Consider the following 24,228-nt stretch of genomic DNA (forward strand, 5'->3'; position numbering starts at 1 on the left):
GGCGATCAACTGCTCGTCTCCGGCCCCCAGCACCCAGGCCCCACTCCGCGCCAGTCGACCCACGGCGCCCCGGCCACCTCTGCCGGGTCGATCTCCAGCCCGGCGCGGCGGAGGAACTCGGCGACGTCGGCCACGTTGTGAGCCAGCCCGAGGATCTCGCCATCCACGCGCACGCGCCGGCCACCTGTGGGCGACGGCGGATGCACGATCACGCGAATCGGACCGGACATGTCTGCAGGATCATCAGGGACATGCGGCCCCGCATTCCAGCGCGTCATTGCTGACGCCGCTCACTCAGGTCCCGGCTTGACCGCCCCAGGTCACGCAGGTCCTGCCACGCGGTGGGGCTTGGGCGCCGTTGCTGCCAGTAGGGATGGAAGAACATCTGAGCCGACAGCCGGTACAGGCGCCGACGCAGCTCGGTACGGCCGGGCCGCTCGGCGAGCTGCCGGTAGGTGACGCTCCACTCCTGCTGCATCCGGGCGAGATCGGCGGGAAACGATCGCATGGCTAGATTCAATCATGTGTTCGATTTCCCAGGCCACCATTGGCGCCATGTACGAGGGCCTGGCTGTCGGGTCACCGGATCACACTGGCGGACAGACCTGGAGGCACCTTGAGCGGCACGCCTCCTGCCCAACCCGCGCAGAAGCCGAGAATGACCGCAGTCAGCCACCCCTCGGAGTCCACTTTCCTCATAGGGCACGCAGAGCGGTGTGGGGTCGAGCATGCAGTACCCCCGCAGGATCCTGGGCGGCCCATCGCTCGGGGTCGTTGGCCTGGGCAAGTAGTACGCTCCGTCTACTAACTGTCCGCGCTCGAGGCCGCACGAGCTGTGGACCCGATGTGTCGGCCTGTGGGGACAGGCCGGGTTGGGGGGCGTGCATGCTGTATCGGTTCAATCCGCCGCCAGGTTGGCCGGCACCGCCTCCGGAATGGATGCCGCCCCCGGGATGGCACCCGGACCCGTCGTGGCCACCGCCGCCGCCAGGTTGGCAGCTGTGGGTGCCCGACACCACGAATAGCGTGAGTGCTGTGGGCGTCAGCACTGACGTCACGGCACTGGCTGGCCAAGCTGCGGACGTCCACGGCGCGCTGACCGCGCGGCCCGGCCCGACATACGCCGACCTGGTCGTTGGAGCGGAGCCCGCCGCACTCCCACAGGCGCCCATTGCGTCTGCTCGCCGTGGTGGCCTGTTCGGCAGACGTCGGCGCGACGAGACCCAAGAGATCGAACAGCTGCGAGCTTGGATAGCGCGCACGCAGGGCATGGATGCCGTGCAGGTCCTCGAAGCGCTGCGTCTGGCGCGCGAGGAAGCCGCTGCCTTGCGCGAAGCTGCGGAAGCCGACGCAGAGCAGATCCGCCAAAACGCGCGCGAAGAGGTGAAGAAGCAGAAAGAGGAAGCGAAGAAGGCTTCCAAGGACGCCGAGCTTGCCCGGAGAGAGGCGGAGAGGGTTCGGCAGGAGACCTATCAGGCCGGTAACCGACTTGCCGAACTCCAGGCTCAGGTCGTGGCCACCGACGAAACGGCAATGCTTCAGCAGGTCGGAATCTACGCCTACCGGCATCTGCTGCAGGATGCCATTGCCTACCGCACTCGATTGGAGTCACTGCAGGCCGATATCAAGAAGCTTGCGCGAACCGACCAGGCGGTACTCGCAGCTCAGGACTGGACGGTCAACGGGTCTGCCAGCGCCGGGCGCAAGATGGTACGGGACTTCTCGAAGCTCATGCTCAGGGCCTACAACGCCGAGGCGGATTACGCGGTGCGCTCCATGCGCCCCCACCGTCTGAACTCCCTGATTGACCGCCTCTACAAGAGCCGGGAGACCATCGCCAAGCTCGGGGCCACCATGAACATCCGTATCTCGGACGCCTACCACGACGCCCGCGTGCGCGAGCTGCAACTGACTGCCGACTACCTTCAGAAGAAAGAGGAGGAGAAGGAAGCTCAGCGGGAGATCCGAGCACGCGAGAAGGAAGAGGCGGCTGCCCAACGGGAGTTGGAGCGCGAGCGGGAGAAGTTGCAGAAGGAGCTGAGCCACTACCAGGCCGCTTTGGAGCGGCTCCGGGAGCGTGGGGACACCGACGCGGTAGCGGAGATGGAAGCCAAGCTGGCAGAGATCGAAGAGTCCCTCAGTTCCGTCGAGGCGCGTGCCGCCAATGTCCGCGCTGGGTACGTATACGTGATCTCGAACATCGGCGCTTTCGGGGAGCGGATGGTCAAGATCGGGATGACGCGACGCCTGGAACCACTGGAGCGCGTCTACGAGCTGAGCGGCGCATCAGTGCCGTTCCGGTTCGATGTCCACGCACTGATCTTCAGCAAGGACGCAGTTGGCCTGGAATCCCAACTGCATCAGGAGTTCGCGAACCATCGAGTCAACCGCGTCAACGCCCGAAAGGAGTTCTTCCGCGTCACCCCGGCGGAGGTGCGCGATGCGCTCCAGCGGTACGCCGGCCAGCACCTTGTCGAGTTCACGGAAGAGCCTCACGCCTTGGAGTGGCGGGCCAGCCAGACGAGTTGATCACATCCGATCCAGCGATAGGGATCGCGCCACATCCTCTGCGGCCCACTGGTCGGACTGCCGCTCGTCCGGGCTACAGCGCTGGTCTGCCGCTCCCGGCCGAGCGGCAGACCAACAGACGAAACACATCGAGTACAGCAGAAGGCCCCGCACGTCGGTCGCCGGCAGATGGCGAGTGGGTGTGGCGTGGAGACCTCCGCTTCTACCTCCACACTTACCACGTCGCCCTCCCTGTGGACTTCCTCCAGTCGATCCGTGCCGCGAACTACGCGCGCCCTGAACTCCAACCCGAGCGTGTGGACGAGATCTACGACGCCGTTAGCGAGATCATCTGAGCCCGACCGCACACCGGAACCCTCAGCTCCACACCTGCGACACGGCCAGTCGGTCAGGCCATCGTCGATGTCGTCGCCGAGTGCATGGCCACCAACCAACGCGCGAGCTCAGATCGCCTCCGCCCCAGCCCTTACGGCCGGCCCACGGCGCTACCGGTTCAGCCGGACAACGGACTGAATCACGAGCTGGCCGCCTCCGACCGGCGATTTTCCCTGCGCCCATGTCCCGAGTCCCCCGCCGGGGGGACCGACGTAACCAACATTTTTGCAGGTCAAGGTGCCCGGCCCGCTTCCCTCGCCGGGAGGCGGGCCTTTGCCGCATATGTGGCGACGCTTCCTTGGCGGTCGCCTTCTGGCCATCGTTGGCCCAAACCTGCAGGTCATCCACCCCAGACGACGCTCGCCGCACCGGTCGTGGAGTTTGCGCGGGTGTGAGCCCACTCGGGCACCCAATACATCGGAACAGGCCTGCTACGACGGGCTGGTGCGGCGAATCCTGGTCGGCTCTCTGATGCTGCTCTTGCTGTTCAACGAGACATTGCAGGACTGCCAGGACAACGGCCGCCTGTCGGCGGCCCAGCTCCTGCCCTTCGCAGCCGTCCACGACGAGACACTCATACCGGACCGTCAAGCCGCGCCTTGCGTAGGCGCCGCAGCGGTTTGCCCTAGATCTGATCCGCGCTCCTACCGAATGGGAGCGGAGCCCGCTTGGCAGAGGTCCAGGACCCGAGGGAGCGTACTGATCCGGCGCCGGCTCACCTGCGACACACCGCGCAGAGGCCCAGTGTCACCCTCACCACTCCGGCGGGGCCTGCCGCCCGGCGGGCGCCCACGGCGGACACCCACGGCTCCGTCGCGACAATCTGGTACGTGGGAGAAAGCCCTGTGGCTTTGTTCGTGAGTACGAGCGGCGCTACGACAACGGCTGGAAGATCGCTTCCGAGGCCGCCACGATCAGCGGGGCGGCCCGTACGTTAGGAGCCGTCATGCCCGACACCGTTACGCCGCTTGCCACGACGGCTCCGGATACGGCCATCAGCGCCTGCAGCCACCTCCGGGCTCCTCAGACCGGCGACGCTCAAGCCGCCCGCGAGTTCGCCGACTCGGAGTTCGACCGTGGGCTCCAGGCGCTCTGACGCCACCGGCCCTCAGCCGTAGCGGAGGACGTGGAGCGAGCGCACCCCCGTGTCGTCCGGTGCAGCAGGGGCGTCACGCGCGGCGTCGATCAGCACGAGGCCCTTGGGAGTGTGGGCAGCGACGACGAGCAAGCCGACGGATTCGCGGCCACGGCGGTCCTCGCGACGGATCCAGACCACCGCGCGAGCTCCCTCGGAAGAGGTGGCGAGTTCGGCCAAGATGGTTGCCCATTCCGTGTGGTCCGTGACGGACACCACGGTCCCCAGTCGGCCCATCGTCTGTGGCATCCACCTCGCCGGCCCCGGCTTCGGCGGCAGATCGAGGCCCTCGGCGCCCGGCTCCGTACCGCCGTCCCAACGCGCGAGCCAGCCCCATGGATCGGAGTTGGGCAGCCCGAACGGCTCGGCCTCGTCCTTGGGCACGACCAGGGCGGCGTCCAGCATGGCGTCAGCTGGGCGTCCGCCGGCGAGGAACGCCTTGGTGTTGCAGGCGAACAGCCAACCGCGCGCGAGTTCGTCGGCGGGCGAGGAATCGACCAGGGCGACCTCACCTCTGTATGTGCCCAGAAGCCATTCCTCCGCCTTCCTGATCGCCGACGCAAGGTCAGGGGCCTGACGACGCCAGGCAGGTGCCCCGGGCCCGGTTTCATTGCCGCCGCCACCCGCGAAGCGGGCCAGGGTCAGCCGACGGATCCCAGTGGGCTCAAGACGCGCCAGCCGACCCGCCTGGGGATCGAGAAGCACCACCTGGCCACCGTTGTTGTGTGCGTAGACCAGGTGTCCTGTCGCCTCTGCACCGTAGGCCTCACGGCGGATCCAGACCACGCCGCGGGTGCCCGGACCCGGCTCCTGCACCGCGGCGATCACCTCTTCCCAGCCCGCACAGGCCGACACCTCGGCCGCGGGGAAGTGCCAGTGGATCATACGGTCCCACCAGCCCGGTGCCTCATGGAAGGGCCGCCACACAACGGCGTGGCTCTGCCGCCGTTCAAGGCGCGTCTGCGGCCAGCAGACAGCCACGTGCGTTGGTGCGCAGCGCCTGCGCTGCGGGGTCGCGCGGCCCAGGAGTACGGTCGAAGGCCTCCAGATCCGCCCAGGGATCGTCGGTGGCAGGGTGGAACGGATTGCTGCCGCTCTTGGGAACCGCGAGCAGCGAGGTCAACATGGAGGTCGTCGGGTAGCCGGGCACCGGCCGCGCGCGGCAACCGAAGACCCATGCCTGGGGCCGTTCAACGACCGGGCCGGAGCCGGACAGTTCCACCATGCCTCGGTAGGTCTGCCGCAACCAGTCCTCGGCCTGCGATGCCGGATCACTCATGGGCTCAGAACGGCTTCCTGGGCCGCTGCCCCGTGGCGAGCCATGTCTTCAACTGCTCGGTGGTGTAGGCGGAGGGAGGGAATCCCACAAACGCCCCGTCCTTGAAGACGGGGACAACCCGCACCATCGGCGCCTGGGTGATGTCACCGGTGTCTATGTGCTCCTGACTGTCGAAACGCACGGCCCACGCCGCCTCGTGCTCAACGGAGAGTTCCGGCTGCATCACGATGGTCGGCGGACCGTCTCAGTAAATGCCCCGCAGGTGAACACGTGCCGCCTCGACGGCTTCGTCTCTCGTCATTGTCAGGATCCGCTCGCTCTTTCCACAGGACTCAACGCTTCAAGGAAATTACTTACTTGTAGAGCAGATAACGAACTTCGGCGACGTTCTTCTCAAGATTGCCGAGCATCCCCGTCTGCCCGTCCAGAAAAATTGCTTGGGAGTTGACATACGTGGGGTGCGGTGTACGGTGTGCGGCAGCTTGCGCTGACCTACACGTTCGAGCGCCAACTCACCACGGTGGGCGCCGCAATGTGAGTGACATGCGGTGCTGCTCATGGTCGACGTTTATCACCCAGACCGTGAGCTGGGTGCCCGCATCGAAGGTGCTGCCTTCGGGAGCCTCGGAAATGTGCAGGAGCGCGTCAAAACCCTTGACCATCTCAAGAAACCAGCCGAAAGGCACGGCTTTCGTTATTCTGGCCGTGATCTGATCACCGACACGATACAGCTGAGACGCCCTTGTCCAAGGATCCGCCTGCGTTTGTTTGATGGACAGTATGACGCGCTCCCTGTCCGCGTCGATTTCGATGACGCGGACGCGAACCATGTCGCCGATTTCAACAGGGTATGTGGCGGCGTTGTCGTATGTCTGCGTCCAGCTCAACTCGGTCCTGTGCACGAGACCGTGCAGCTTGAAGTCGTCCGCAAAGCCGGCGGCGGCCGAGAACGAGACGAATATGCCGAAATTCACCTTGGATACGACCGGGCCCTCGAACTCATCACCGACTGCCAGGTTCCCGGTGGACCATCGCATCCGGACCCGTTCGACTACAACTCGTTGTAGTGACCTGTCCAAGTTGATGACTCGCACGCGGATGGTGGAGCCGACCAGCTTTTCCAGCCGTCGGTGGGTGAACGGCGTGACGTCGGCCCTACTGGCCGGCAGAAATCCTGTGCATCCCGGGAAATCAGTGAACGAAACGATGAGGCCACTCCCGGTGCCGGTCGACCGGGTGACTGTGGCCTCCATCTCCGCCCGCTCCCGCCATCGTCGATCCAGTTCGGCGAGGGCCTCGTCCATGACCGACTCCTCCGGAGGCACGGCCCCGGTGAAAGCGGCCAAGCGGTACGTACGCCCACGCATGTCCTGGATGCTCACGGCCGACCGGCCGACTTCGAGCCGAACCGGTCCGGTCGACAGGTCGACGACCTGCGCGTCACGCCCTTCCGGCTCGACGGTGAGCAGTTTGGGGGACACGGCGGGCACGGCGATCGCGGTTCGCCGCCGGCGGGTTATCGTCCCGATCTCCAGGGTCTCCCCGTCGCGGTGCAGTCCGAGCAGGGCGTCCGGCAACAGCGGGAGCGCCATGCGCAGCAGTCCCTCGTCGACACCGTCCTCCGGCCAGTCGACAGTCGGACGGGGCAGGCCGGCGACGCCGCACAAGTGCGCAAGCACCCATGCCCCGGAACCCACGATCACTTCACGCGGCAGGCGGGCGAACGCGCCCGCTGCCCAGATCAGGGCCTGCGGCCGGTTCTCCTGGACGATCGTGCACACGACGTCCGTGAAGATCTTGTCGACCGTCGGGCTGAAATCGGCAACGGTGCCGTAGGCCCAGCACAGCCGCTCCTCGAGCCGAAGCAGCGGCGACAGCTCAGCCGTCTCCTCATCAATGAGCCGGCGCAACCCCTCTCGGTCGGCCCCGAGGTCCCGGCCGACCAAGCCGGCGCGCAGCCGAGTACGCAGTCCGTACACGAAGTCCGGAGCGAACACGAAGCCGTCCGTCGCGAGGCTTTCCACGAACCACGCCGAGCACAGCACACCCTCGATGCCGAGCGTGCCCGGCCTGGGCAGCACGCTGCGGCGCATGCGCCGCAACAACCGGTACGGAATGATCGGTGGGGTGCACAGCATGCCTGCCAGCACCAGGACGTCCGGGTCGGTCTCGTCCGCCAGCGGTTGGGCCAGCCAGTCGCGCAGCGCTGACGACAGATAGTTCAGGTGCGGATCATTCGCCATGATCGCAACGTTCCTTCAGCAGGCCTTGGCGGCTCACCCAGCCACAGGACGCAGGCGTGGTGCCCCTTACGTTCCAGTTCACTCACGATCTCCTGTAACTCACGCACTCGGGCGGTGAGATCGCCGCCGAAGCTCCCGGTGATGAAGACCACCGTCGCCGGCACCCGAGGAAAGCGGAACGGGCCCCAAGTCCAGACAGGGCCACTGCCGCAACCGCCGCGGATGGTGTTGCGGTAGGCACGGACTTCCAGGTAGTCGGCGTCGAAGAGCGAACGCGCGAGCCCCACCAGGTGCCGCACGTCGTCGGCGTACGGGCCGATCAGCAGGCTTGTGTCGTAGAGCAGGTGCATCGGCGGCACTGTCAGATTACGTTTCACCCGTGGGGCGACGTTGACGGGCAGCGCCAGCGCCAGCCGCTGGACGACGGCGTCGACGTCGATCTCTGCGCTCTCGGCGGACCGCTTCAGCAGAGCGTGCATGGTGGCCTTGCCGGTCCTCGGGTTGATCGCCGAGCGCGCCGCGGTGGACCGACTGCGGCTTGCCGGCCTGGGTGGCGCGACCGAGGTGTATGCGGGCGCCGGCTGCTCCTGTTCCTCGGTGGGTTCGAGGACCAGTGGGATCACATACGCTTTGGTGTCGTTCGGGCCTGACCGGTGCCGTTGCCGCCGGCGCCCGCCGTCCTCGCCGGCTTTCGCCTCTCGTGCCACTTCCTCCAACTCGGCCTCGCTGAGCTGGGCCCAGCCATCCGCTGCGGCTGAGCGCGGCACGCTGTCCTCGAACTCGGGGTAATCGAGCTCGTCGGCGCCGACCGGCGGGATGTCGGCCGGCGGGACCACCTCCGACGGTTCCGTCGAGCGAACGCAGCCGACGTATCGGAGGGCGAGATCGAGATCGTCGAAGTGGCTGCGCATCGCCACGATCTTGAGCGCGTCGGCGAGCTCGAACAAGTCACCACTCCATCATCCGGGAGCTGCGGACGTCCCGCTTCTCGATGATCAGTTGCTGAACGATGTTCCATTCGGCGCCATCGATGTCGATCTTCAGGCTCAGCAGCGTCCGCACCAGATCGAGGAACTCTGCGGTGCTCGGCGTCGAGGACGTACTGCCCTGGTGATCGCCACCGGCCATGCGCTGAGCCAGCGTGGTGATCTGTCGCTGGGTGTCCTGCTCCTGCGCCCGACGGCCGAAGTGCCGCAGTGCGATCTCGACGAGCTTCTCCGGCGTCGGCGGGGGAATGGACAGGGCGATACAGCGGCGTACGAAGGCATCCGGCAGGTCGCGTTCGTTGTTCGTCGTGATCAGCACGATCGGGCTGCCCGGCACTTGTGTCTCGTCGGCGACCACCATGGTGTCGATGGCGGGGACGAAGAACTGCCGACTGCCCAGCGGCACCAGCAGGCCGTTGCAGAAGGAGCTGTCCGCCTTGTCGATCTCGTCGATCAGCAACACGGCACCGGACCGAGTCGGATGGTGGTCCCGCAACTGGCTCGGCGGTCTGGCGTCGGGCACAGCGCTCGCCTCGCCCGAAGCTCCTCGCCGACGGGCCGTCTTCGGATCGAGGGACCACCACAGTGGGCCGGGGTCGATGTACTGGTTGAGCGAGTTCGGGCCGTCCGGCGTGTTCAACCGACCCAACTGCGCGTCATTGAGCCGGCGTACCGTGTCGACGCGCCAGAGCAGTTCCTGTGGCTGCGCGCCGTCCGTCACGGTGAACTCGCTGTAGGCCAGACCGAGATTGCGCGCCACATAGCTGGCCAGACTGGACTTTCCGCAGCCTGGCGGACCGGACAGCAGCAATGGCCGGCCGGTGACGATCGCGACCTTGATCGCAGTCTTGATCTCGTCCGATACGACGTACACCCGACCGTCTCTCAGGTCGCCCCGGGACTCCGCGACGGCGTCGGCGGTGTCCCGGAAATCCTGAACACAGGTCAGGAGTTCGTCGAGAGCGGTTTCGTCAGTCATCGCTCTCCACTGCTATCTCTTCGCCAACCAGGCTGGCCATACGGCTGACATATCGGCGTGCGCTTCGCTCCCAGTCCGCGCGTGGGCTGCGATAGACCATCGGCGCTTCAACTTTGCGCCACACATTGCTCTCCCCTCTCCCCAGAAGCACGTACACGATGCCCGGTAAACGCTTGCGCAGCGCCTCGAGAAGACGGACCGTGGTGGTCGGATCAAGGTGCTCACAACGCATCAGCGTGAACACCCTGCCTCCCAGGGCATCGAGTTCACTCGCAAAGGTCTCGGAGGTGTCGTCGCCGAAGAAGTGGAGCGTGCGGCGCAGGGTGGTCTCGTACCGGTGCAGCAATTCGGCGAATGGTTCCTCGCCCACCGGGTCGGGTACCGGAAGGGTGGCATACTCCGGGGCCGAAAAGGTGCCGCGCTCGATCACGTGCCTGCCGAGGCGGTAGGCCGGAGTCGCGATCGCGAGCACTCGCTGGTCAGCGGGCAGGGCGCCGACATCCACCACGATCTTGGCCGCGTCCAGATCCACCCACAGGGGTAACGCCCGCTGCACGGTCTTCGCCCTGGCCTTTTCCTCGTCGACCAGGCTCATCAATTGCACGAGTGCCTTGTAGACGCTGTGCAGATCCGCACCGAGCATCGCCGCAGCAACCATCGCATGTGGCTCCCGGGCGCGCTGCCACTCGGCACGGTCAACCCCGAGGGGCTCGGCAACGCGCCACAACCGCTCCACCGACACGCCGGAAGTGAGTTCGACGAAGTCCTGGATCCAGCGGGTCGAAGGCGAATCCCGTTCCGGCAGCTTCGCACCCTTGGTGAGCTCTCCGGTGATCAGGTCGGCGAGTTCCTCTGCCGCTTGCCGATTGAGTTTCGACGACGGTGCGCTCAGCAGTGACAGCGAACTGAGGCCGACCGGGGCGGGGCCGAGATGACTGCCGGCCAGGTCGGTCGCGTTCACACCGGAAAGCAGGACCGGGATTGTCCAGATGCCGTCCATCTGGTGCCGCCACATGAGAATGGTCGACTCTTTACGCACATATGCCGAGTCGAGTGCGTCGAGATCTATCAGGATGATACCGATGTCGCAGGTATAGAGTGCGAAGCTGAGTTTCTGCTCGAACTCCTCTCCCGCCGCGATCTGGCTGCGGTCGACCCACACCTCGAATCCCGCGTCACCAATCGCGCTCTCCAGCCGGTCCAACAGGAAGCCCAGGAACTCCTTGCGGTAATGATGCCGGTTGGGCGTGTCGCCTTCGCGCAGTTCCTCCGCGGTGCGCCGCCGTGAGCTGTGGCTGATGAAAACCCGCGGCTTCCGTGTTGTGGGATTGATCAATTAGCACTCCCCGACCCGCGGCCTTGGCAAGCGACATTGCAAGTCAGCATGATCGCAGCTTCCCGGGCTGGTGTCACCCGTTTGCATGCGGCTCGGCCGGGACCGGGGGCGCCGGTAGAACGCCGTCCTACGGGGCTGGGCGAATTGATCGCAGAAACACGCTCGGACTGCGGCCACCCGGTGTCGAACAGCGGTTCAACCCACAGGTGTGGACCGCCGGGCGGCCAAAGGTGGTTCAGCCGTCGCTTCTTGCTCCGCGCAACAGTCCTGCCGTGCTCGGCTTCGGCAGCAGTGCGGCCGCTTCAAGGCGAACGGTCCCGAGGTGCACCAAGCCGTGTTCCTCGGCGGTGATCGATGCGTGTTCGTCGCCGTCGCGGTCTCGGTCGAATCCGTGTGCCAATCAATGCCGGGCGCAGGAGTTCTGCGAGGCGCTCGGCCGTGTCGGGGGACACCCTGCCCAGCTCCGCGACGGCCGCTTCCAAAGGCGTTCGAGCCCGCACACAGGTCCACGGTGTTCTGCGGGTCACGGGCACGCTCGACCTCATTCGCTGCCGTGGCCGACCGTCGTCGGCTGAGGTTCGTGCCGCAACCGTGCCGGACGCGGTGGTCAGCCACTGTCAGCAGGGGAGGCCTGCGGTCGAGTTTTGCCGTATCTGGTCTCGAAATCCCCAGGTCAGTGGCCTGACGCGGTTGCTGCCGTCCGGATCTGTGCCGACGGCCACAGCAAACGGGGTGCGCGTAGGCTCATACTGAGCCATGACAAAGCGTGCTGCACCGAAGCGTCACTTGCCTACCAGCCCCTTCAAGGCCCCGGTCACGCCGGCTCCCAAGCACTTCGCCACGGGCGACCAGGTCACCCATGACGTCTACGGCCTCGGCCGGGTGATCGGCGTCGAGGACGGAATCGCGGCGCTCGTGGATTTCGGCTCCGCGCGAATGCGGATCTTGAGCCCGTACGCCAAGATGACCAAGCTGTAGGACCGCTGTGCCCGGTCAGGGCATCAGAGCACGCCAGCGCCTTCAGGGGCCTGTAATGAAAGAGAGACCTCTCATCGACCAGACGCCACTGTTCTCCGCCCTGGACGGGCAACCCCGCCGCTCCGCTGCAGCATCACCGCCTCCGACGACGAACCCCTTCCAGGCCCCCGACTTCGGGCAGGACGAGACCTTGCTGTTCGAGGACGCACACGAGCCCGGCTCGGGCATGCTCGCGGTGCGGCCCGAGGCGGCTCAGCTCCACGAATGACGGTGGCTGCGGCAACTGGCCGCCCGCCGTCTCAAATGCTGCCGTGAGGAATGCGGCCGATTCGGTTTCCGTCTCATTCAGCCCCGTTCACCGCCGTTCGGACGCGGCCGTGTACGGGGTCCTTCCCTAGGGCCAGGCCATCGCGCGACAGGGGTCGCCTCACTTCACCAGCAGCGGCCTTGATCGGACGCCCGCCATGTGTCGGCGGGGAGTACTGACCGGTCGCCGGTCCCTGCTCGAAGTCTCGAAGTCTCGTCCGCGACTCGCACCGGCCGCGGCGCTCCGCACCACGAGCGCACAAGATCGAGCGGGGAACTGCGGCTTGTCCGCGGACCGGGACCGACGTCGAGTCAGCCCTGCCGCAGGCGGCCGCCGGCCCGGACCGCCCCGTCGGACGGTCCGGGCCGGCGGCCGCCGTTGCCGGACCCCTACGCCTCCTCGTGCCCCAGCAACACGTCCACCTGCTGGCGCCCGCCCCCGTCGATCTTCACCGGCGTGACCACCGGCGGGTAGCCGCTGGCGACCACCGTGTACTCCTCGCCGGAGAGATCGGTGAAGGCGTACGTGCCGTCCGGGCCGGTGGAGCGGGCCGCCACGACGTTGCCCTCCGCGTCCAGCAGGGTGACCCGGGCGTCCTCCACCGTGCGGCCGTCCCGGGTGCGTATCGTGCCGCGCACGTCGGCGGCGGGGCGGAGTTCGATGTCGTGGTGGGTGCCCTCGGTCGTGACCGTCACCAGGGAGGCTGCCGGGCGGCGGCCCGCCGCGGTGACCGTGACCGCGTAGTCGCCGGGGAGGAGGTCGGCGATCCGGTAGGCGCCGTCGGTCCCCGTCGTCGTCGAGGACGCCACGGCGCCGCGCTCGTCGGTGACCACGACCAGGGCTCCGGACAGCGCCTCTGCGCCCGTGTCGCGCACCGTGCCGGACAGGGTGCCCGTGCCGGCGGGCATCACCAGGTCGTAAGCGATCGGTGCACCGTTCAGGGACAGCGTGGCGACCTGGGGCTGGTGTCCGGCCGCCGAGCCGATGAGCACCAGGCTCCCGCGTGCGGAGGTGTGCACGGCGTACGAGCCGTCCTCGCGCGAGGTGGCCCGGGCGACCTGGCGGCCCGTCGGGTCCAGCACCGTGATCGCGGCGCGAGCCAGTGGTGTGCCCGCCCCGTCCCGCACCTGGCCGCGGATCACACCCGGACCCTCGATCTCGATGTCCGGGCGGTCGATCTCGAGGTCCGGACCGTCGATCTCGAGGTCCGGGCGGTCGGTGGCCCGGCCGCCGGTGTCCCCTGCGACGGCGACGGCCGCGGGCTCGGGCTCAGGGGTGGCCGGGGCGGCCTCCGGGGCAGCGGCCCCCGAGGCCGGGGCGGCAGGCGTGTCCGCAGCCGGCTGAGGCGTCGCCTTGCGGCGGAAGAGCAGCACCGTCACCAGCACCGCGAAGGCGAAGAAGCCGGCCGACCACCAGTACGCGGTGGAGTAGCTGTGCAGCGCGGCGTTCGCCTTGACCAGCGGGTCGGTCATGTGGTGCTTCGCGTAGTCCGTCGCGGCGCTGGTGGCCAGCGTGTTGAGCAGCGCGGTGCTGACCGAACCGCCCACCTGCTGCGTGGTGTTGACGGCCGCCGAGGCCACGCCCTGGTCGCTGGCCTGGACGCCGAGGGTCGCGTAGCTCATCGCCGCGGGCATCGACAGGCCGAGGCCCGCGCCCATCAGCAGCAGGGGCGGCAGCACATGCGCGGCGTAGCCGCTGTGCAGGCCGAGGCGGGTCAGCCAGACCATGCCGCCGGCGGCCAGCAGCATGCCGATGGGCACGATGACCTTGGGGCCGATCTTCGGCACGAGCACGTTGGTGGACAGCTGCGCCATCACCATCAGGGCGCCCACCATCGGCAGGAAGGCCACACCGTTCTTCACCGGCGAGTAGGCCAGCGTCGCCTGCAGGTAGTAGGTGAGGAAGAGGAAGACGCCGAACATGCCGGCGGACGAGATGAGAACGGTGGACAGGGCGGCGCCGCGGTTGCGGTCCGCCAGCACCCGCAACGGCAGGAGGGGGTGCTTCGCCCGGGTCTGCCAGAGGAAGAACGCCAGCAGCAGGACACCGCCCGCGGCCAGGAAGCCCCAGGTCATCCAGTTGCTCCAGTCGTGCGTCTCCGCGTTGGCGAAGCCGTAGACGACGCCGAAGAGGCCGCCGGAGACCAGGATCACGCCCGGGATGTCCAGCCGGGGCCGCTGGGCCGGGACCGAGCGGCTGATGAAGACGATGGCGCCGATCAGCGCGAAGACCGCGATGACGTCGTTGACGTACAGCGTCCAGCGCCAGTTCAGGTATTCGGTCAGCAGGCCGCCGAGGACCAGGCCGACGGCGGCGCCGGAACCGGCGATGGCGCCGAAGACGCCGAACGCCCTCGCGCGTTCCTTGGTGTCCGTGAAGGTCGTGGTCAGCAGGGAGAGCGCGGCGGGAGCCAGCAGGGCGCCGAACAGGCCCTGGATGGCGCGCGCGACGACGAGCATGGTGAAGCCGTTCGCCGCCCCGCCGAGTGCGGAGGCCGCCGCGAAGCCGACCAGGCCGATGATGAAGGTGGTCTTGCGGCCGAACAGGTCGGCGAGCCGGCCGCCGAGCAGCAGCAGACTGCCGAAGGCGAGCGAGTAGGCGGTGACGACCCACTGCCGTCCGTTGTTGTCGAAGCCCAGGTCCTGCTGGGCGGACGGCAGTGCGATGTTCACGATCGTGGCGTCGAGCACCACCATGAGTTGGGCGAGGGCGATCACGCCCAGCGCCCACCATCGGTGCTTGGGCTGGGCGTGGTGGTGGGTTCGGCCGGAATCTGTGGCCGGGGCGGATTCGGTCTGGATGAATTCCATGTGATCCCTCTTGCGGGGCTCAAGGGCTCCGGGTGGCTCAGTGCCTTCTGCCTCGAGGCGGAGCAGGACGACGGTGTCCGTCCAGCGCTCGGGGTACGGGGTGTGGGCGTCGGTTCGTTCGATGCTCGGCCGGTGTGGAGGTCGCTTCGGGGAGAAGGCAGGAGACCGTCTGTCCGAAACGGTTTCGTACACCGTCCCGAGAGTAGGGAACCTCGTAGCGAAACGCAAACGTTTCGATCGTCGTCCCGTCGGCGCCTCAGGCCGCGGTGTAGCCGAGCTGGCGTCTCATATACGGCGTCAGGAGCGTCCTGGCCTTGGCCAGGGTGCTGGTGCGGCTGCCCAGGACGGCGGTTTCGCCGCCCGGCACGGGCATCACGGTCACTCCGGCGGCCGGGCCGAACGGCACGATGAGCGGGGTGCGGCGGCTCGGCCGGTAGAAGCGGGGCTCCTTGCGGTGCCTGCCGGAACCCCGCAGATGCGCGCGGATGTTGTGGGCGGCGATGTCCGCCTGGGCGAGCGCGGCAGGGGTGATCTTGAGTTCCCTGACGTCGTTCACGTCACCGACGGCGAACACGTCCCTCCACCCCTCGACCCGGAGCGTCCGGTCGACCTTCACATGACCGGCACCGTCGAGCCAGTCGCCGTGACCGGCCAGCCGCAACCAGAGCGTGTTGGGGGTGGTGCCGGTCGCCCAGAAGGAGAGGTCGGCGTCGACGACGTCGCCGTGAGCGTCGCGATAGGTGCCGAAGGCACTGCCGGGGGACATGAAGGAGTCGAGCCGCACCTCCACGTCGTGGGACTCCAGCCAGGCGCGAGCCCTGCGGCCGGCCCGCGTGCTGCCCGTGGAGTGGAGCAGCTCCGGCCCGGCGTGGGCGAGCGTGACCCGGGCGTCCGGCCGGACCAGGCGGATCTCGGCGCTGAGCTCGACACCGGACGGCCCGCCGCCGACGACCAGGACGTGGTCGGCGGTGGCCACGTGCTGCTGGTGTCCGGCGAACGACTTGGCCGCCTCGTCGGTGGTGGTGCCGGTGAAGCGCGCCGGTTCCGGGTAGTCGGCGCCCGTGGCGATCACCAGCACGTCGTACGGCAGCCTTTCGCCGGTGGCCAGCACCACGTGCCGCTCGGCGGTGTCGATGCGGACCGCCTTGCCGACGAGGACACGGCCGTTGCGCAGCAGCCGGTCGTACGGAATGAAAGGAGTGGCCGTCCACTCCGGGCGCACGCCCGCGCGCAGGGAGGCGATGCGGTGGAAGAAGACCTCCTTGCGGTCCACCAACGTGACCCTGGCCAGGGCGTCCAGCCGTTTTGCCAGGCGAACGCCCGCGTAACCGCCGCCGATCACCACTACATCACCGTCGCGCACGCCGGGTCTCCTGTGCCTGGTGGGGTGCGAGTGCCGCGCGGATCAGTCGTTCTCGGTCACTCGACTGCCGGGGCAGACTAACTCTTGAACCCTAAACTTTCGATGCGGTCGTGTGCGTGTTCCGTGAAGCGATGGTGTGGGCGGGCGCCGCTCGGCGCGGGCCCGTGCCGGGTTCAGGAAAGCGCCGGTGAGCCGCTGTCCGGGCCGTTGCCGTCCAAGGCGGTCCCTTGCCGCTGCTGGACCCACTGCCGCAGTTCCTCGTCGCCCACCTGCTCCACTGCGGCGAGCAGCTCCTGTCGCGCTCGTGTGTCCCGGTCGGCCTCGGGGCGCAACTGGTAGCGGTTGAGGGCTCGTCGCAGGGACTCACGGGACTGCGCCGCCAGGACGTAACGGGGGCCGTGCCCGAACACCTGCCGGAACCCGGTGAAGAACAGGGCGCCGCCCGCGATGAGAGCGGTGAGCCAGGCGGGAGCATGGAGCCCTGCCGCCACCACCGTGGACGACGAGGTGGCCAGGGCTCCCAGTTCGGTGACGCGGTACCACTTGCGGGCCGAGTCGCGCACCTCCTCGTAGAAGGCCAGCTCCTCCCGGGCGAGTGCGAGCACCGGGTCTGGGGCTTCGATCCACGAGCTGGTGTCCGGTCTACGTCGGCGCATGGCTCCATGGTGTCCTATGCGGCCCCGACCCCGTCCCGTATGCGGGAGACGTACAGTGGAGTTGACCGACGGACAGCACAACCGGGCCTGGGGGCAGCAGCGTTCGGATCCACGGAAAGCTGCGTGGCACCATGCGCCCCTCTGCCTCCTCCTCGCCCCGACCGCCGCTTCCGGACGCCGGGTTGCCTCAGCCGACCGAACAGGACGAGGCCCCCGGCCACCTCGTACGCCACCGCCCGGGCTCTCGCCGGCCGACCCGCGGTGCCACGCCGCGGCGGGTCCTCGTGACCGGGCTCGGAGCCATCACCCCGCTCGGTGTCGGGGTGGCCGAGTTGTGGCAGGGGCTTGTCGACGGGCGGTGCGGGATATCCGAGTTGACGGGTGACGACTTCACCGGGTTGCCCGTCCGCACGGCCGGGACCGTGCCCACCGATCCCGCCGCGCTGCTGCCCCGGCCGCGGGCCCGGCGGATGAACCGGGCCGCGCAATTCGGGGTGCTCGCGGCACGGGAGGCCTGGCGGGATGCCGGATTCGATCTGGCGGGCGCGATGGACAGCGGGCTCGAACCCGAGCGCGTCGGCGTGTCCGTAGGGTCCATCCTCGGCGACGCTTCCGTGCTGGTCGGCGGGGACCGGGTGCTGCGGAAGAGGGGGCCTCGCGCGGTCTCGCCCCTCACCACCCCCATGACCGTGCCCTCGCAGGCCGCCTCTCAGATATCGATCGACCTGGGGATCACCGGGGAGGCGCGCACCGTGACGAGTGCCTGCGCCTCGGGGACCGAGGCGATCGGGCAGGCGGTCGACCGGATTCGGTACGGCCACGTGGACGTGGCCCTGGCGGGCGGCGCCGAGGCGGTGGTGACACCGGCGATCATGGCGTCGTTCGCTGCGCTGCGGGCCTTGTCCCGGCACGCTGTGGGGGACGTCTCGCCCTCCCGGCCCTTCGCCAAGGACCGCGACGGGTTCGTGAACGGCGAGGGCGCCGGGTTCCTGTTGCTGGAGGCGGAGGAGCACGCACGGGCGCGCGGGGCGCGTGCGTACTGCGAGGCGGCCGGGTGGGGCTTGTCCGCCGACGCGCACCACATGGCGGCGCCGGATCCGTCCGGTGCCGGGATCGTGCTCGCGTTGCGGCGGGCGCTGCGGGACGCGGGGGCACGGGCCGCGGACGTCGTCCACGTGAACGCGCACGCCACCGCCACGCCCGACGGCGACCTCGCGGAGGGCATCGCGCTACGGGAGGTGCTGGGCGACGCCGTGCCGGTCACGGCGGTCAAGGGCCACCTGGGGCATCTGCAGGGCGCGGCGGGCGGTGTGGAGGCCGTGGCCACGGTGCTGACCCTGCACCACGGGCTCATCCCTGCGACGATCGGCGCGACAGCCCACCGTCCCGAGGACTCCCAGGATCCGGAGATTCCGCTGGACGTGGTCCGTGGCCGCGCCCGCCCGCTCCCCTCACGCGGCGACCTCGCCCTGAGCAACTCCTTCGGCTTCGGCGGCCACAACGCCGTACTGGCGCTGCGGCGGCTGCGCTAGGCCCCCTTCGCGCTCGCCTTCCTCGCCGGTGTCTCAAGCCCCCTTCGCGCTCGCCTTCCTCGCCGGTGTCTTCTTCGCCGCCGTCTTCTTGGCTGCCGTCTTCTTGGTCGCGCCTTGCTTGACCGCGGTCTGCTTCGTCGTGCTCTGCTTGGCCGAACTCTGCTTGGCCGAACTCTGCTTGGCCGCCGTCCTGTTCGCCGTGGTCCCCGACTTCGCCGCCGTCTTCTTCGCCGCCGGCGCCCTCTTCTTCCCGCCGGTCTCCTTCGGCTCCGTACGCGCCGCCTTCCGCTGCGGCAACCGTCTGACCTCGGCCTTCTGCTCCGCCTCCTGTTCGCCCGCCCCCCGCGCCTCCTTGGCCACGCGCACGCTCTTCTCGAGCGCCGCCATCAGGTCGAGCACCTTGCCGCCCTCCGGCGCCGGCGCCGTCGGCGGTTCCTTGCCCTCCGCCTTCGCCGCGATCAGTTCCTCCACCGCCTCGCGGTACTCGTCGTGCAGCTCGTCCAGGTCCACCTCCCCCAGCGTGTCCATCAGGGCGTCCGCCAGGTCGAGCTCCTTGTCCCGGACCGTGATGTTCCCCTCCGGTGCCACGCCCTCCGGTGCGCGGATCTCGTCCGGCCACAGCAGGGCGTGCATGGCGAGGACGTCGCCGACCGCGCGCAGCATCCCGAGCCGTTCCCGGCCCCGCAGGGCGAACTTCGCGATCGCCACCTTTCCCGTGCGTCCCAGCGCCTCGCGCAGCAGCGTGTAGGGCTTGGCGGCCGGGGTGCCGTTCGCGCACAGGTAGTAGGCCGTGTCCATCTGGAGCGGGTCGATCAGGTCCTGCGGGACGAACGCCACGATCTCGATCGTCTTGGTGGTCGGGATGGGCAGCTGGGACAGGTCCTCGTCCGTGATCGGGATGACCGAGCCGTCCGCGTCCTCGTACCCCTTGCCGATCTCCGCCTGCGCCACCTCGCGGTCCTCCAGCTCGCAGAACTTGCGGTACCGGATCCGGCCGCCGTCCTCCAGATGGATCTGACGGAAGGAGATCGAGTGGTTCTCGGTGGCGTTCATCAGCTTGATGGGGATGCTCACCAGGCCGAACGAGATGGCGCCGTTCCAGATGGATCGCACGTTCCGCCCCTTTTCCGGATAGGTCGGGCGATTTCATGGGGTTCCCATGGGATTCTCATCGTATGACGCCGATCACTGAGGTGGAGGGCCGACGGCTGGCGCTCAGCAACCTGGAGAAGGTGCTCCATCCCGCGACCGGCTTCACCAAGGGCGAGCTGCTGCACTACTACGCGACCACCGCCGGCGCCCTGCTGCCCCACCTCCGGGACCGCCCGCTGTCCTTCCTGCGCTACCCGGACGGGCCGGACGGACAGCTGTTCTTCGCCAAGAACGTGCCGCCGGGTACGCCCGACTGGGTCACCACCGCCGAGGTGCCGCGTACGGAGGGCGCGGCCCGCATGGTGCTGATCCAGGACCTGGCCAGCCTGATGTGGGCGGCGAACCTCGTCACCGAGTTCCACACCCCGCAGTGGCGCATCGACACGCCGGACATCGCCGACCGGCTGGTCTTCGACCTCGACCCGGGGGCACCGGCGGCGATCGTCGAGTGCTGCGAGGTCGCCCTGTGGCTGCGGGAACGGCTGGCGGCGGACGGGATCGAGGCGTACGCGAAGACCTCCGGCTCCAAGGGGCTGCATCTGCTCGCCACCGTGGAACAGACGCCTTCACAGCGGACGACGGACTACGCCCGGCAGCTCGCCGTGGAGGCGGAGAAGGCGATGCCCCGCCTGGTCGTCCACCGTATGACCCGCAGTCTGCGGCCCGGGAAGGTCTTCGTGGACTGGAGCCAGAACGCGGCGCGCAAGACCACCGCCACGCCGTACACGCTGCGCGCCCGGGCGGAGCCCACCGTGTCGGCGCCGGTGACCTGGGAGGAGGTGAGGGACTGCGCCTCGCCCGGCAGTCTCGTCTTCCGCGCCGCGGACATCGCCCCCCGGTTGCAGGCGTACGGGGACCTCATGGCCGCGCTCTGCGACCCGGATCAAGCGGTTCCACTGCCCTGAGGCCGAGCGGTCCACTGCTCCGGGGCCAAGCGGTTCCACTGCCCCGAGCCCCTGCGATGCGCCGTCGTCCCACGGTCACACCCGGGACCACGTGTGCCGGTCCCGTGCCATCGCGTGCAACGCCTCCACGTCAGCCGGCTTCAGCATGCCGCCCGAGCGGGCCAGGGCGGGGAGGTCCGTGTCCTTCAGCACGCGGACCCTGCGCAGCGGGGTCCTGATCTCCAGGCGGGCGGGCTCGGTGACGATCAGGACCGGGTGGACCTCGGCCGTCAGCGCGTACGACGCCCGGTCCGCGTCGGCGCTCACCCGGCGCAGCAGCGGCCGCGCCTCCTGGCGGCCCACGGTCACCATCGGGTCGGCGACGAGGACCCGCTGCCTGCGGGCGTAGAGGGAGTGCACCGCCAGCAGGCCGCCGGGGCCGATCGCCAGGTGGTGGATGCGGTCTCCACCGGGCAGCGGCACCGAGTGCAGGGTGCGCCAGCCCGCGCCCTCCAGGCCGTCCAGCGCCTCACCGACCGCCTGCTCGGCGGCGAGCGCCCGGCGCCGTGGGTCCGGGCGCAGCCGGTGGGTGGGGCCCGGGTCGCGGTCCAGGGCGATCAACAGGGCCTCGCCGGGCCGGTTCGGTGCCAGGTCGTCGTCCGGGTGGAGGGAGAGCCGGGCCAGCTCGGCGGGGGTGGGCACGGGGGGCGGCCCGACAGTCACCGGGCCCGTCACGAACGGGCCGAGCGCGTCGAGCACGTCCTCGCGCAGGTCCTCGCTCAGCAGGTTGACGCGCCCGGTCTCCCGGTCGTACCAGGCGATGTTCCGGCCGTCGGTGCTGCACACGTACAGGCGTTCCTGTCCGTGCCGCCAGGTCGGCACGACGCGCAGTCCGTCCATGCGCCATCACCCCTGGACCATGGGAACAGGCGGGGTGCTCCGGGGGCAAGAACCCGGCTACCTTTGTGAGCAGTTGGGGACTCGGTGGGAGGCGCCGTTGCGGACCCGCAGAAAGCAACCCGATGTTCCGGCTCCCGAGAGCCCGTGGAGCGAGATCGTGCCCGGTCTGTGGATGGGCGGCCACGAGTTCAGGGGGCGCTCCGGGGAGCGGGAGTTCGCCGTCGTACGTGATGAGTTCGATCTGGTGCTGACCTTGTTGCGGCTGCCCGGGCACGGGCCTGACGACGGCGTCGAGCACCATGTGTGGCCGATCCCGGACGGCCCGCTGGACGGGACGCAGCTCGCGGGTGTGATGCGGCTGGCGCAGGCCGCCGACGACGCGCTGGAGGACGGGCGCCGGGTGCTCGTCCGGTGCTACCACGGGTACAACCGTTCGGGTCTGGTCGTCGCGCATGCGCTGGTCCGGGCCGGGCACACCCCCGAGGAGGCGATCCGCATGATCCGCGCCCGACGCGGGCCCTGGGCGCTGCACAACGAGCTGTTCGTGGAGTACCTGCGGGCGGGCCTGGACACCGCCCGCCTCCTGGAGGAACTCGCGGAGTAACCTCACTGGCCGGTCGTAGAACAACCGGTCATCAGGTGAGCAAGAAGGACGGACGCCCCCGTGTGCCCCAGCAGCCGTCGCGTGTGCACGGCGTTCCCCAGCCGTCCCGTGCGCACGGCGTTCCGCAGCCGTCGCGTGGGCGCGGCCCTCGGCGTCGCCGTGGCCGCCCTGCTGCTGGCGGGCTGCGGCGACTCCGGTGCCCTGCGCGGCGCGGGCCCGACCGCCACCGCCGTCGGCCCGATGCGGCTGTGGCCCCAGTTGCCGCCCGCCTCCACGCCCGCCCTGGACTACGGCGAGGCGGACACCGAGACCGTCAAGGGCATCACCGTTCCGGATGATGACATCCGGCGGGTGGATCCCCTGGACGTCGTACGCGCCGAGGTCGCCGCGCACCCGGACACGTACTCCGGCCCGCTCGCCATGTACGCCGAGACGCGCGAGCGGCTGAAGGACTGCGGCGCAGCGGGCCCGCTGGGGCGGCAGTGCCCGGTCCTGCGGGCGTACTACCGCGACCTCACCGGCGACGGCGAGGACGACATGGTGCTCGGCATCCGCTTCCCCGACGGCCAGCTGGCGGTGCGCGTGTACACCGTCGAGCACCACCGGCTGGTGCAGGTCATGGGCACCTCGGACAGCGTGATCAGCGTGGAGCTGGCGGGGCCGACGGTGATCATCCGCTCGCCGTCGACGCTGCCGGGCTACGAGTTCCGCACAGAGTGGACCTGGGATCCGCACCAGCACGCCATGCTGGCGACCCGGGACGAGATCGTGCGGGTGGGCACCGCGCCCCCGCGTCGGCCGGTCGCACCGGCCCCGTCCGTCTCTCCCTCGGCCTCGCCCGTCCCGTCCGCCTCTCCCCCGGCCAGGCCCGTCCCGTCGGAGAGCGCCCGATGAGGACCCTCGGCCGCACGCTCGGCCGGCTGCCGCGCTGGACCGGCACGCTGACCTGGAAGGCGGCCGCGTTCATCACGGTCATGTGCTGTGGTCTGGCCGCGCTGCTCGGCGTGCTCGTCCACGTCCAGGTCACCGACCGGACCGTCGGCGAGGCCCGCGGCCGGGCGCTGGCCCGGCTGACGGAGGCGGCGCAGGCGTACGAGGCGGGCGACCGGCTGCCGCACGGTGCGGGCGTCGACCCGCCGGGACTGCCGGCGCCGCTGCGGGAACTGGCGGCGGACGGGTACCGGGGCACGATGGTCGGGAGCGGCGATCAGCAGCCCACGATGTGGGCTGCGGGCCCGGCCGACGGCGGACGGGCGCTCGCCGTGCAGGTCGACTACGCGCAGGGCGCCCGCATCATCGACGCCCTGGACGAGGCGATCGTGTGGTCATCGGCGCTGGCGAGCGGCGCGACGCTGTGCGTGGGTGCGTTCGCGGTGACCCGGGTGACCCGGCGGCTGCAGGCCACCGCGCAGGTGGCTCGGCGGATCAGCGCGGGCGACCTGGACGCGCGTGTGAACGACCGGCGCGCGAGGAACCCGGCGCGCCCCCAGGACGAGGTGGCCGCGGTCGCGGGCGCCCTGGACACGATGGCGGCCACGCTGCAGGGCAAGCTGCTGAGCGAGCAGCGGTTCACCGCGGACGTGGCGCATGAGCTGCGCACCCCGCTGACGGGGCTGCACGCGGCGGCCGAGCTGCTGCCGCCCGGGCGGCCGACCGAGCTGGTGCGGGACCGGGTGGCGGCGCTGCGCACGCTCACCGAGGACCTGCTGGAGATCTCCCGCCTGGACGCGGGCGGCGAACGCCTGGAGCTGGCCGAGGAGAGGCTCGCGCCGCTGGCGCAGCGGGTGGTGCGGGCATCGGGCCCCCCGGTCGAGGTCCGGGTGGTGCGGGACGCGTGCGTGGCGACCGACCGGCGGCGGCTGGAGCGGGTGCTCGGCAATCTGGTGGCGAACGCCCACCGGCACGGGCGGGGCCCGGTGGTGCTGACGGTCGACGGTGCACGGGTCACCGTACGGGACCACGGGGACGGTTATCCGGAGTACCTGCTGGCGCATGGGCCGCAGCGGTTCCGCACCGAGGGCGGCGCGAAGGGGCACGGCCTGGGGCTGACGATCGCGCTCGGTCAGGCGGAGGTGCTGGGCGCCCGGCTGGAGTTGGCCAACGCGCCGGACGGCGGGGCCATGGCCACGCTCTCCCTCCCAGAGACGCCAAGGAGTACCGGATCGGGCTGATTGCCTTCA

24 protein-coding genes are annotated in these 24,228 nt (G+C 69.4%); 10 read left to right on the top strand and 14 right to left on the bottom strand.

What is annotated here, in order from left to right:
• Positions 1-5 precede the first annotated feature (5 nt).
• Positions 6-230, bottom strand: a complete 225-nt coding sequence (locus ACFYZE_RS10145; protein WP_388990765.1) for a hypothetical protein — start codon at positions 228-230, stop codon at positions 6-8.
• A gap of 44 nt (positions 231-274) precedes the next feature.
• Positions 275-508, bottom strand: coding sequence for a hypothetical protein (locus tag ACFYZE_RS10150; protein WP_388990766.1), 234 nt, complete (start codon positions 506-508; stop codon positions 275-277).
• A 527-nt stretch (positions 509-1,035) separates the two neighbouring features.
• Here ACFYZE_RS10150 and ACFYZE_RS10155 point away from each other — a divergent pair.
• The 3 genes from ACFYZE_RS10155 (at position 1,036) to ACFYZE_RS10165 (ending at position 4,000) form a co-directional block, all read left to right on the top strand.
• Complete coding sequence (locus ACFYZE_RS10155; RefSeq protein ID WP_388990768.1) at positions 1,036-2,529, top strand: DUF4041 domain-containing protein; 1,494 nt, start codon at positions 1,036-1,038, stop codon at positions 2,527-2,529.
• A gap of 179 nt (positions 2,530-2,708) precedes the next feature.
• Positions 2,709-2,864, top strand: a complete 156-nt coding sequence (locus ACFYZE_RS10160; protein WP_388990770.1) for a hypothetical protein — start codon at positions 2,709-2,711, stop codon at positions 2,862-2,864.
• A 986-nt stretch (positions 2,865-3,850) separates the two neighbouring features.
• Positions 3,851-4,000, top strand: coding sequence for a hypothetical protein (locus ACFYZE_RS10165; RefSeq protein ID WP_388990771.1), 150 nt, complete (start codon positions 3,851-3,853; stop codon positions 3,998-4,000).
• Positions 4,001-4,012: 12 nt separating this feature from the next.
• Here the strand turns inward: ACFYZE_RS10165 and ACFYZE_RS10170 are convergent, their stop codons facing one another.
• The 7 genes from ACFYZE_RS10170 to ACFYZE_RS10200 form a co-directional block, all read right to left on the bottom strand.
• Complete coding sequence (locus tag ACFYZE_RS10170) at positions 4,013-5,020, bottom strand: YrhB domain-containing protein (protein WP_388990772.1); 1,008 nt, start codon at positions 5,018-5,020, stop codon at positions 4,013-4,015.
• Entirely contained in the window at positions 4,989-5,318 is a 330-nt protein-coding gene (locus tag ACFYZE_RS10175) for a hypothetical protein (RefSeq protein ID WP_388990773.1), read from the bottom strand. The genes ACFYZE_RS10170 and ACFYZE_RS10175 overlap by 32 nt, the downstream gene beginning before the upstream one ends.
• Positions 5,319-5,322: 4 nt before the next feature.
• Complete coding sequence (locus ACFYZE_RS10180; RefSeq protein WP_388990775.1) at positions 5,323-5,499, bottom strand: hypothetical protein; 177 nt, start codon at positions 5,497-5,499, stop codon at positions 5,323-5,325.
• Between the two features lie 331 nt (positions 5,500-5,830).
• A complete protein-coding gene (locus tag ACFYZE_RS10185; protein ID WP_388990777.1) occupies positions 5,831-7,561 on the bottom strand; it encodes a S1 RNA-binding domain-containing protein in 1,731 nt (576 codons plus the stop codon).
• On the bottom strand, positions 7,540-8,508 hold the full coding sequence (locus ACFYZE_RS10190; protein WP_388990779.1) for a hypothetical protein: 969 nt from the start codon (positions 8,506-8,508) through the stop codon (positions 7,540-7,542). Before ACFYZE_RS10190 ends, ACFYZE_RS10185 begins: the two co-directional genes overlap by 22 nt.
• Position 8,509: 1 nt before the next feature.
• Positions 8,510-9,526: an AAA family ATPase gene (locus ACFYZE_RS10195; RefSeq protein WP_388990781.1), complete on the bottom strand. Its 1,017-nt coding sequence runs from the start codon at positions 9,524-9,526 to the stop codon at positions 8,510-8,512.
• Positions 9,519-10,862 (bottom strand): toll/interleukin-1 receptor domain-containing protein, encoded by a 1,344-nt coding sequence (locus ACFYZE_RS10200; RefSeq protein WP_388990783.1) that lies wholly within the window; start codon positions 10,860-10,862, stop codon positions 9,519-9,521. The genes ACFYZE_RS10195 and ACFYZE_RS10200 overlap by 8 nt, the downstream gene beginning before the upstream one ends.
• Before the next feature lie 756 nt (positions 10,863-11,618).
• On the opposite strand from ACFYZE_RS10200, the gene ACFYZE_RS10205 reads away from it, so the two are divergent.
• Together ACFYZE_RS10205 and ACFYZE_RS10210 are read left to right on the top strand one after the other, a co-directional pair.
• Complete coding sequence (locus ACFYZE_RS10205) at positions 11,619-11,840, top strand: hypothetical protein (protein ID WP_388990785.1); 222 nt, start codon at positions 11,619-11,621, stop codon at positions 11,838-11,840.
• Between the two features lie 55 nt (positions 11,841-11,895).
• Entirely contained in the window at positions 11,896-12,108 is a 213-nt protein-coding gene (locus tag ACFYZE_RS10210; protein WP_388990787.1) for a hypothetical protein, read from the top strand.
• 428 nt (positions 12,109-12,536) lie between these two features.
• On the opposite strand, the gene ACFYZE_RS10215 is transcribed toward ACFYZE_RS10210, so the two are convergent.
• From ACFYZE_RS10215 to ACFYZE_RS10225, 3 genes are all read right to left on the bottom strand, one after another.
• A complete protein-coding gene (locus ACFYZE_RS10215; RefSeq protein ID WP_388990789.1) occupies positions 12,537-14,957 on the bottom strand; it encodes an MFS transporter in 2,421 nt (806 codons plus the stop codon).
• A gap of 256 nt (positions 14,958-15,213) precedes the next feature.
• Positions 15,214-16,320 (bottom strand): NAD(P)/FAD-dependent oxidoreductase, encoded by a 1,107-nt coding sequence (locus ACFYZE_RS10220; protein ID WP_388990790.1) that lies wholly within the window; start codon positions 16,318-16,320, stop codon positions 15,214-15,216.
• 173 nt (positions 16,321-16,493) lie between these two features.
• Positions 16,494-16,976, bottom strand: a complete 483-nt coding sequence (locus ACFYZE_RS10225; RefSeq protein ID WP_388990792.1) for an SLATT domain-containing protein — start codon at positions 16,974-16,976, stop codon at positions 16,494-16,496.
• 182 nt (positions 16,977-17,158) lie between these two features.
• Between ACFYZE_RS10225 and ACFYZE_RS10230 the strand changes: the two genes are divergently transcribed.
• On the top strand, positions 17,159-18,508 hold the full coding sequence (locus ACFYZE_RS10230) for a beta-ketoacyl-[acyl-carrier-protein] synthase family protein (RefSeq protein ID WP_388990794.1): 1,350 nt from the start codon (positions 17,159-17,161) through the stop codon (positions 18,506-18,508).
• Between the two features lie 33 nt (positions 18,509-18,541).
• On the opposite strand, the gene ACFYZE_RS10235 is transcribed toward ACFYZE_RS10230, so the two are convergent.
• Positions 18,542-19,621: a Ku protein gene (locus ACFYZE_RS10235; protein WP_388990796.1), complete on the bottom strand. Its 1,080-nt coding sequence runs from the start codon at positions 19,619-19,621 to the stop codon at positions 18,542-18,544.
• Positions 19,622-19,683: 62 nt separating this feature from the next.
• Here ACFYZE_RS10235 and ligD point away from each other — a divergent pair, with 62 nt between their 5' ends.
• Positions 19,684-20,565 (top strand): non-homologous end-joining DNA ligase, encoded by an 882-nt coding sequence (ligD, locus tag ACFYZE_RS10240; RefSeq protein WP_388990798.1) that lies wholly within the window; start codon positions 19,684-19,686, stop codon positions 20,563-20,565.
• 75 nt (positions 20,566-20,640) lie between these two features.
• Here ligD and ACFYZE_RS10245 read toward each other — a convergent pair whose 3' ends face one another.
• The gene (locus tag ACFYZE_RS10245; protein WP_388990800.1) at positions 20,641-21,444 is read right to left on the bottom strand and encodes a nuclease-related domain-containing protein; all 804 of its coding nucleotides are present in this window, start codon (positions 21,442-21,444) and stop codon (positions 20,641-20,643) included.
• 97 nt (positions 21,445-21,541) lie between these two features.
• Between ACFYZE_RS10245 and ACFYZE_RS10250 the strand changes: the two genes are divergently transcribed.
• The 3 genes from ACFYZE_RS10250 to ACFYZE_RS10260 are packed head-to-tail and all read left to right on the top strand — an operon-like array spanning position 21,542 to position 24,219.
• On the top strand, positions 21,542-22,048 hold the full coding sequence (locus ACFYZE_RS10250; RefSeq protein WP_388990801.1) for a dual specificity protein phosphatase family protein: 507 nt from the start codon (positions 21,542-21,544) through the stop codon (positions 22,046-22,048).
• A gap of 60 nt (positions 22,049-22,108) precedes the next feature.
• The gene (locus ACFYZE_RS10255; protein WP_388990802.1) at positions 22,109-22,942 is read left to right on the top strand and encodes a hypothetical protein; all 834 of its coding nucleotides are present in this window, start codon (positions 22,109-22,111) and stop codon (positions 22,940-22,942) included.
• Complete coding sequence (locus ACFYZE_RS10260; protein ID WP_388990803.1) at positions 22,939-24,219, top strand: ATP-binding protein; 1,281 nt, start codon at positions 22,939-22,941, stop codon at positions 24,217-24,219. The genes ACFYZE_RS10255 and ACFYZE_RS10260 overlap by 4 nt, the downstream gene beginning before the upstream one ends.
• Positions 24,220-24,228: the final 9 nt, after the last annotated feature.

The organism is Streptomyces sp. NPDC001796, assembly GCF_042892355.1.
Classification (GTDB): domain Bacteria; phylum Actinomycetota; class Actinomycetes; order Streptomycetales; family Streptomycetaceae; genus Streptomyces.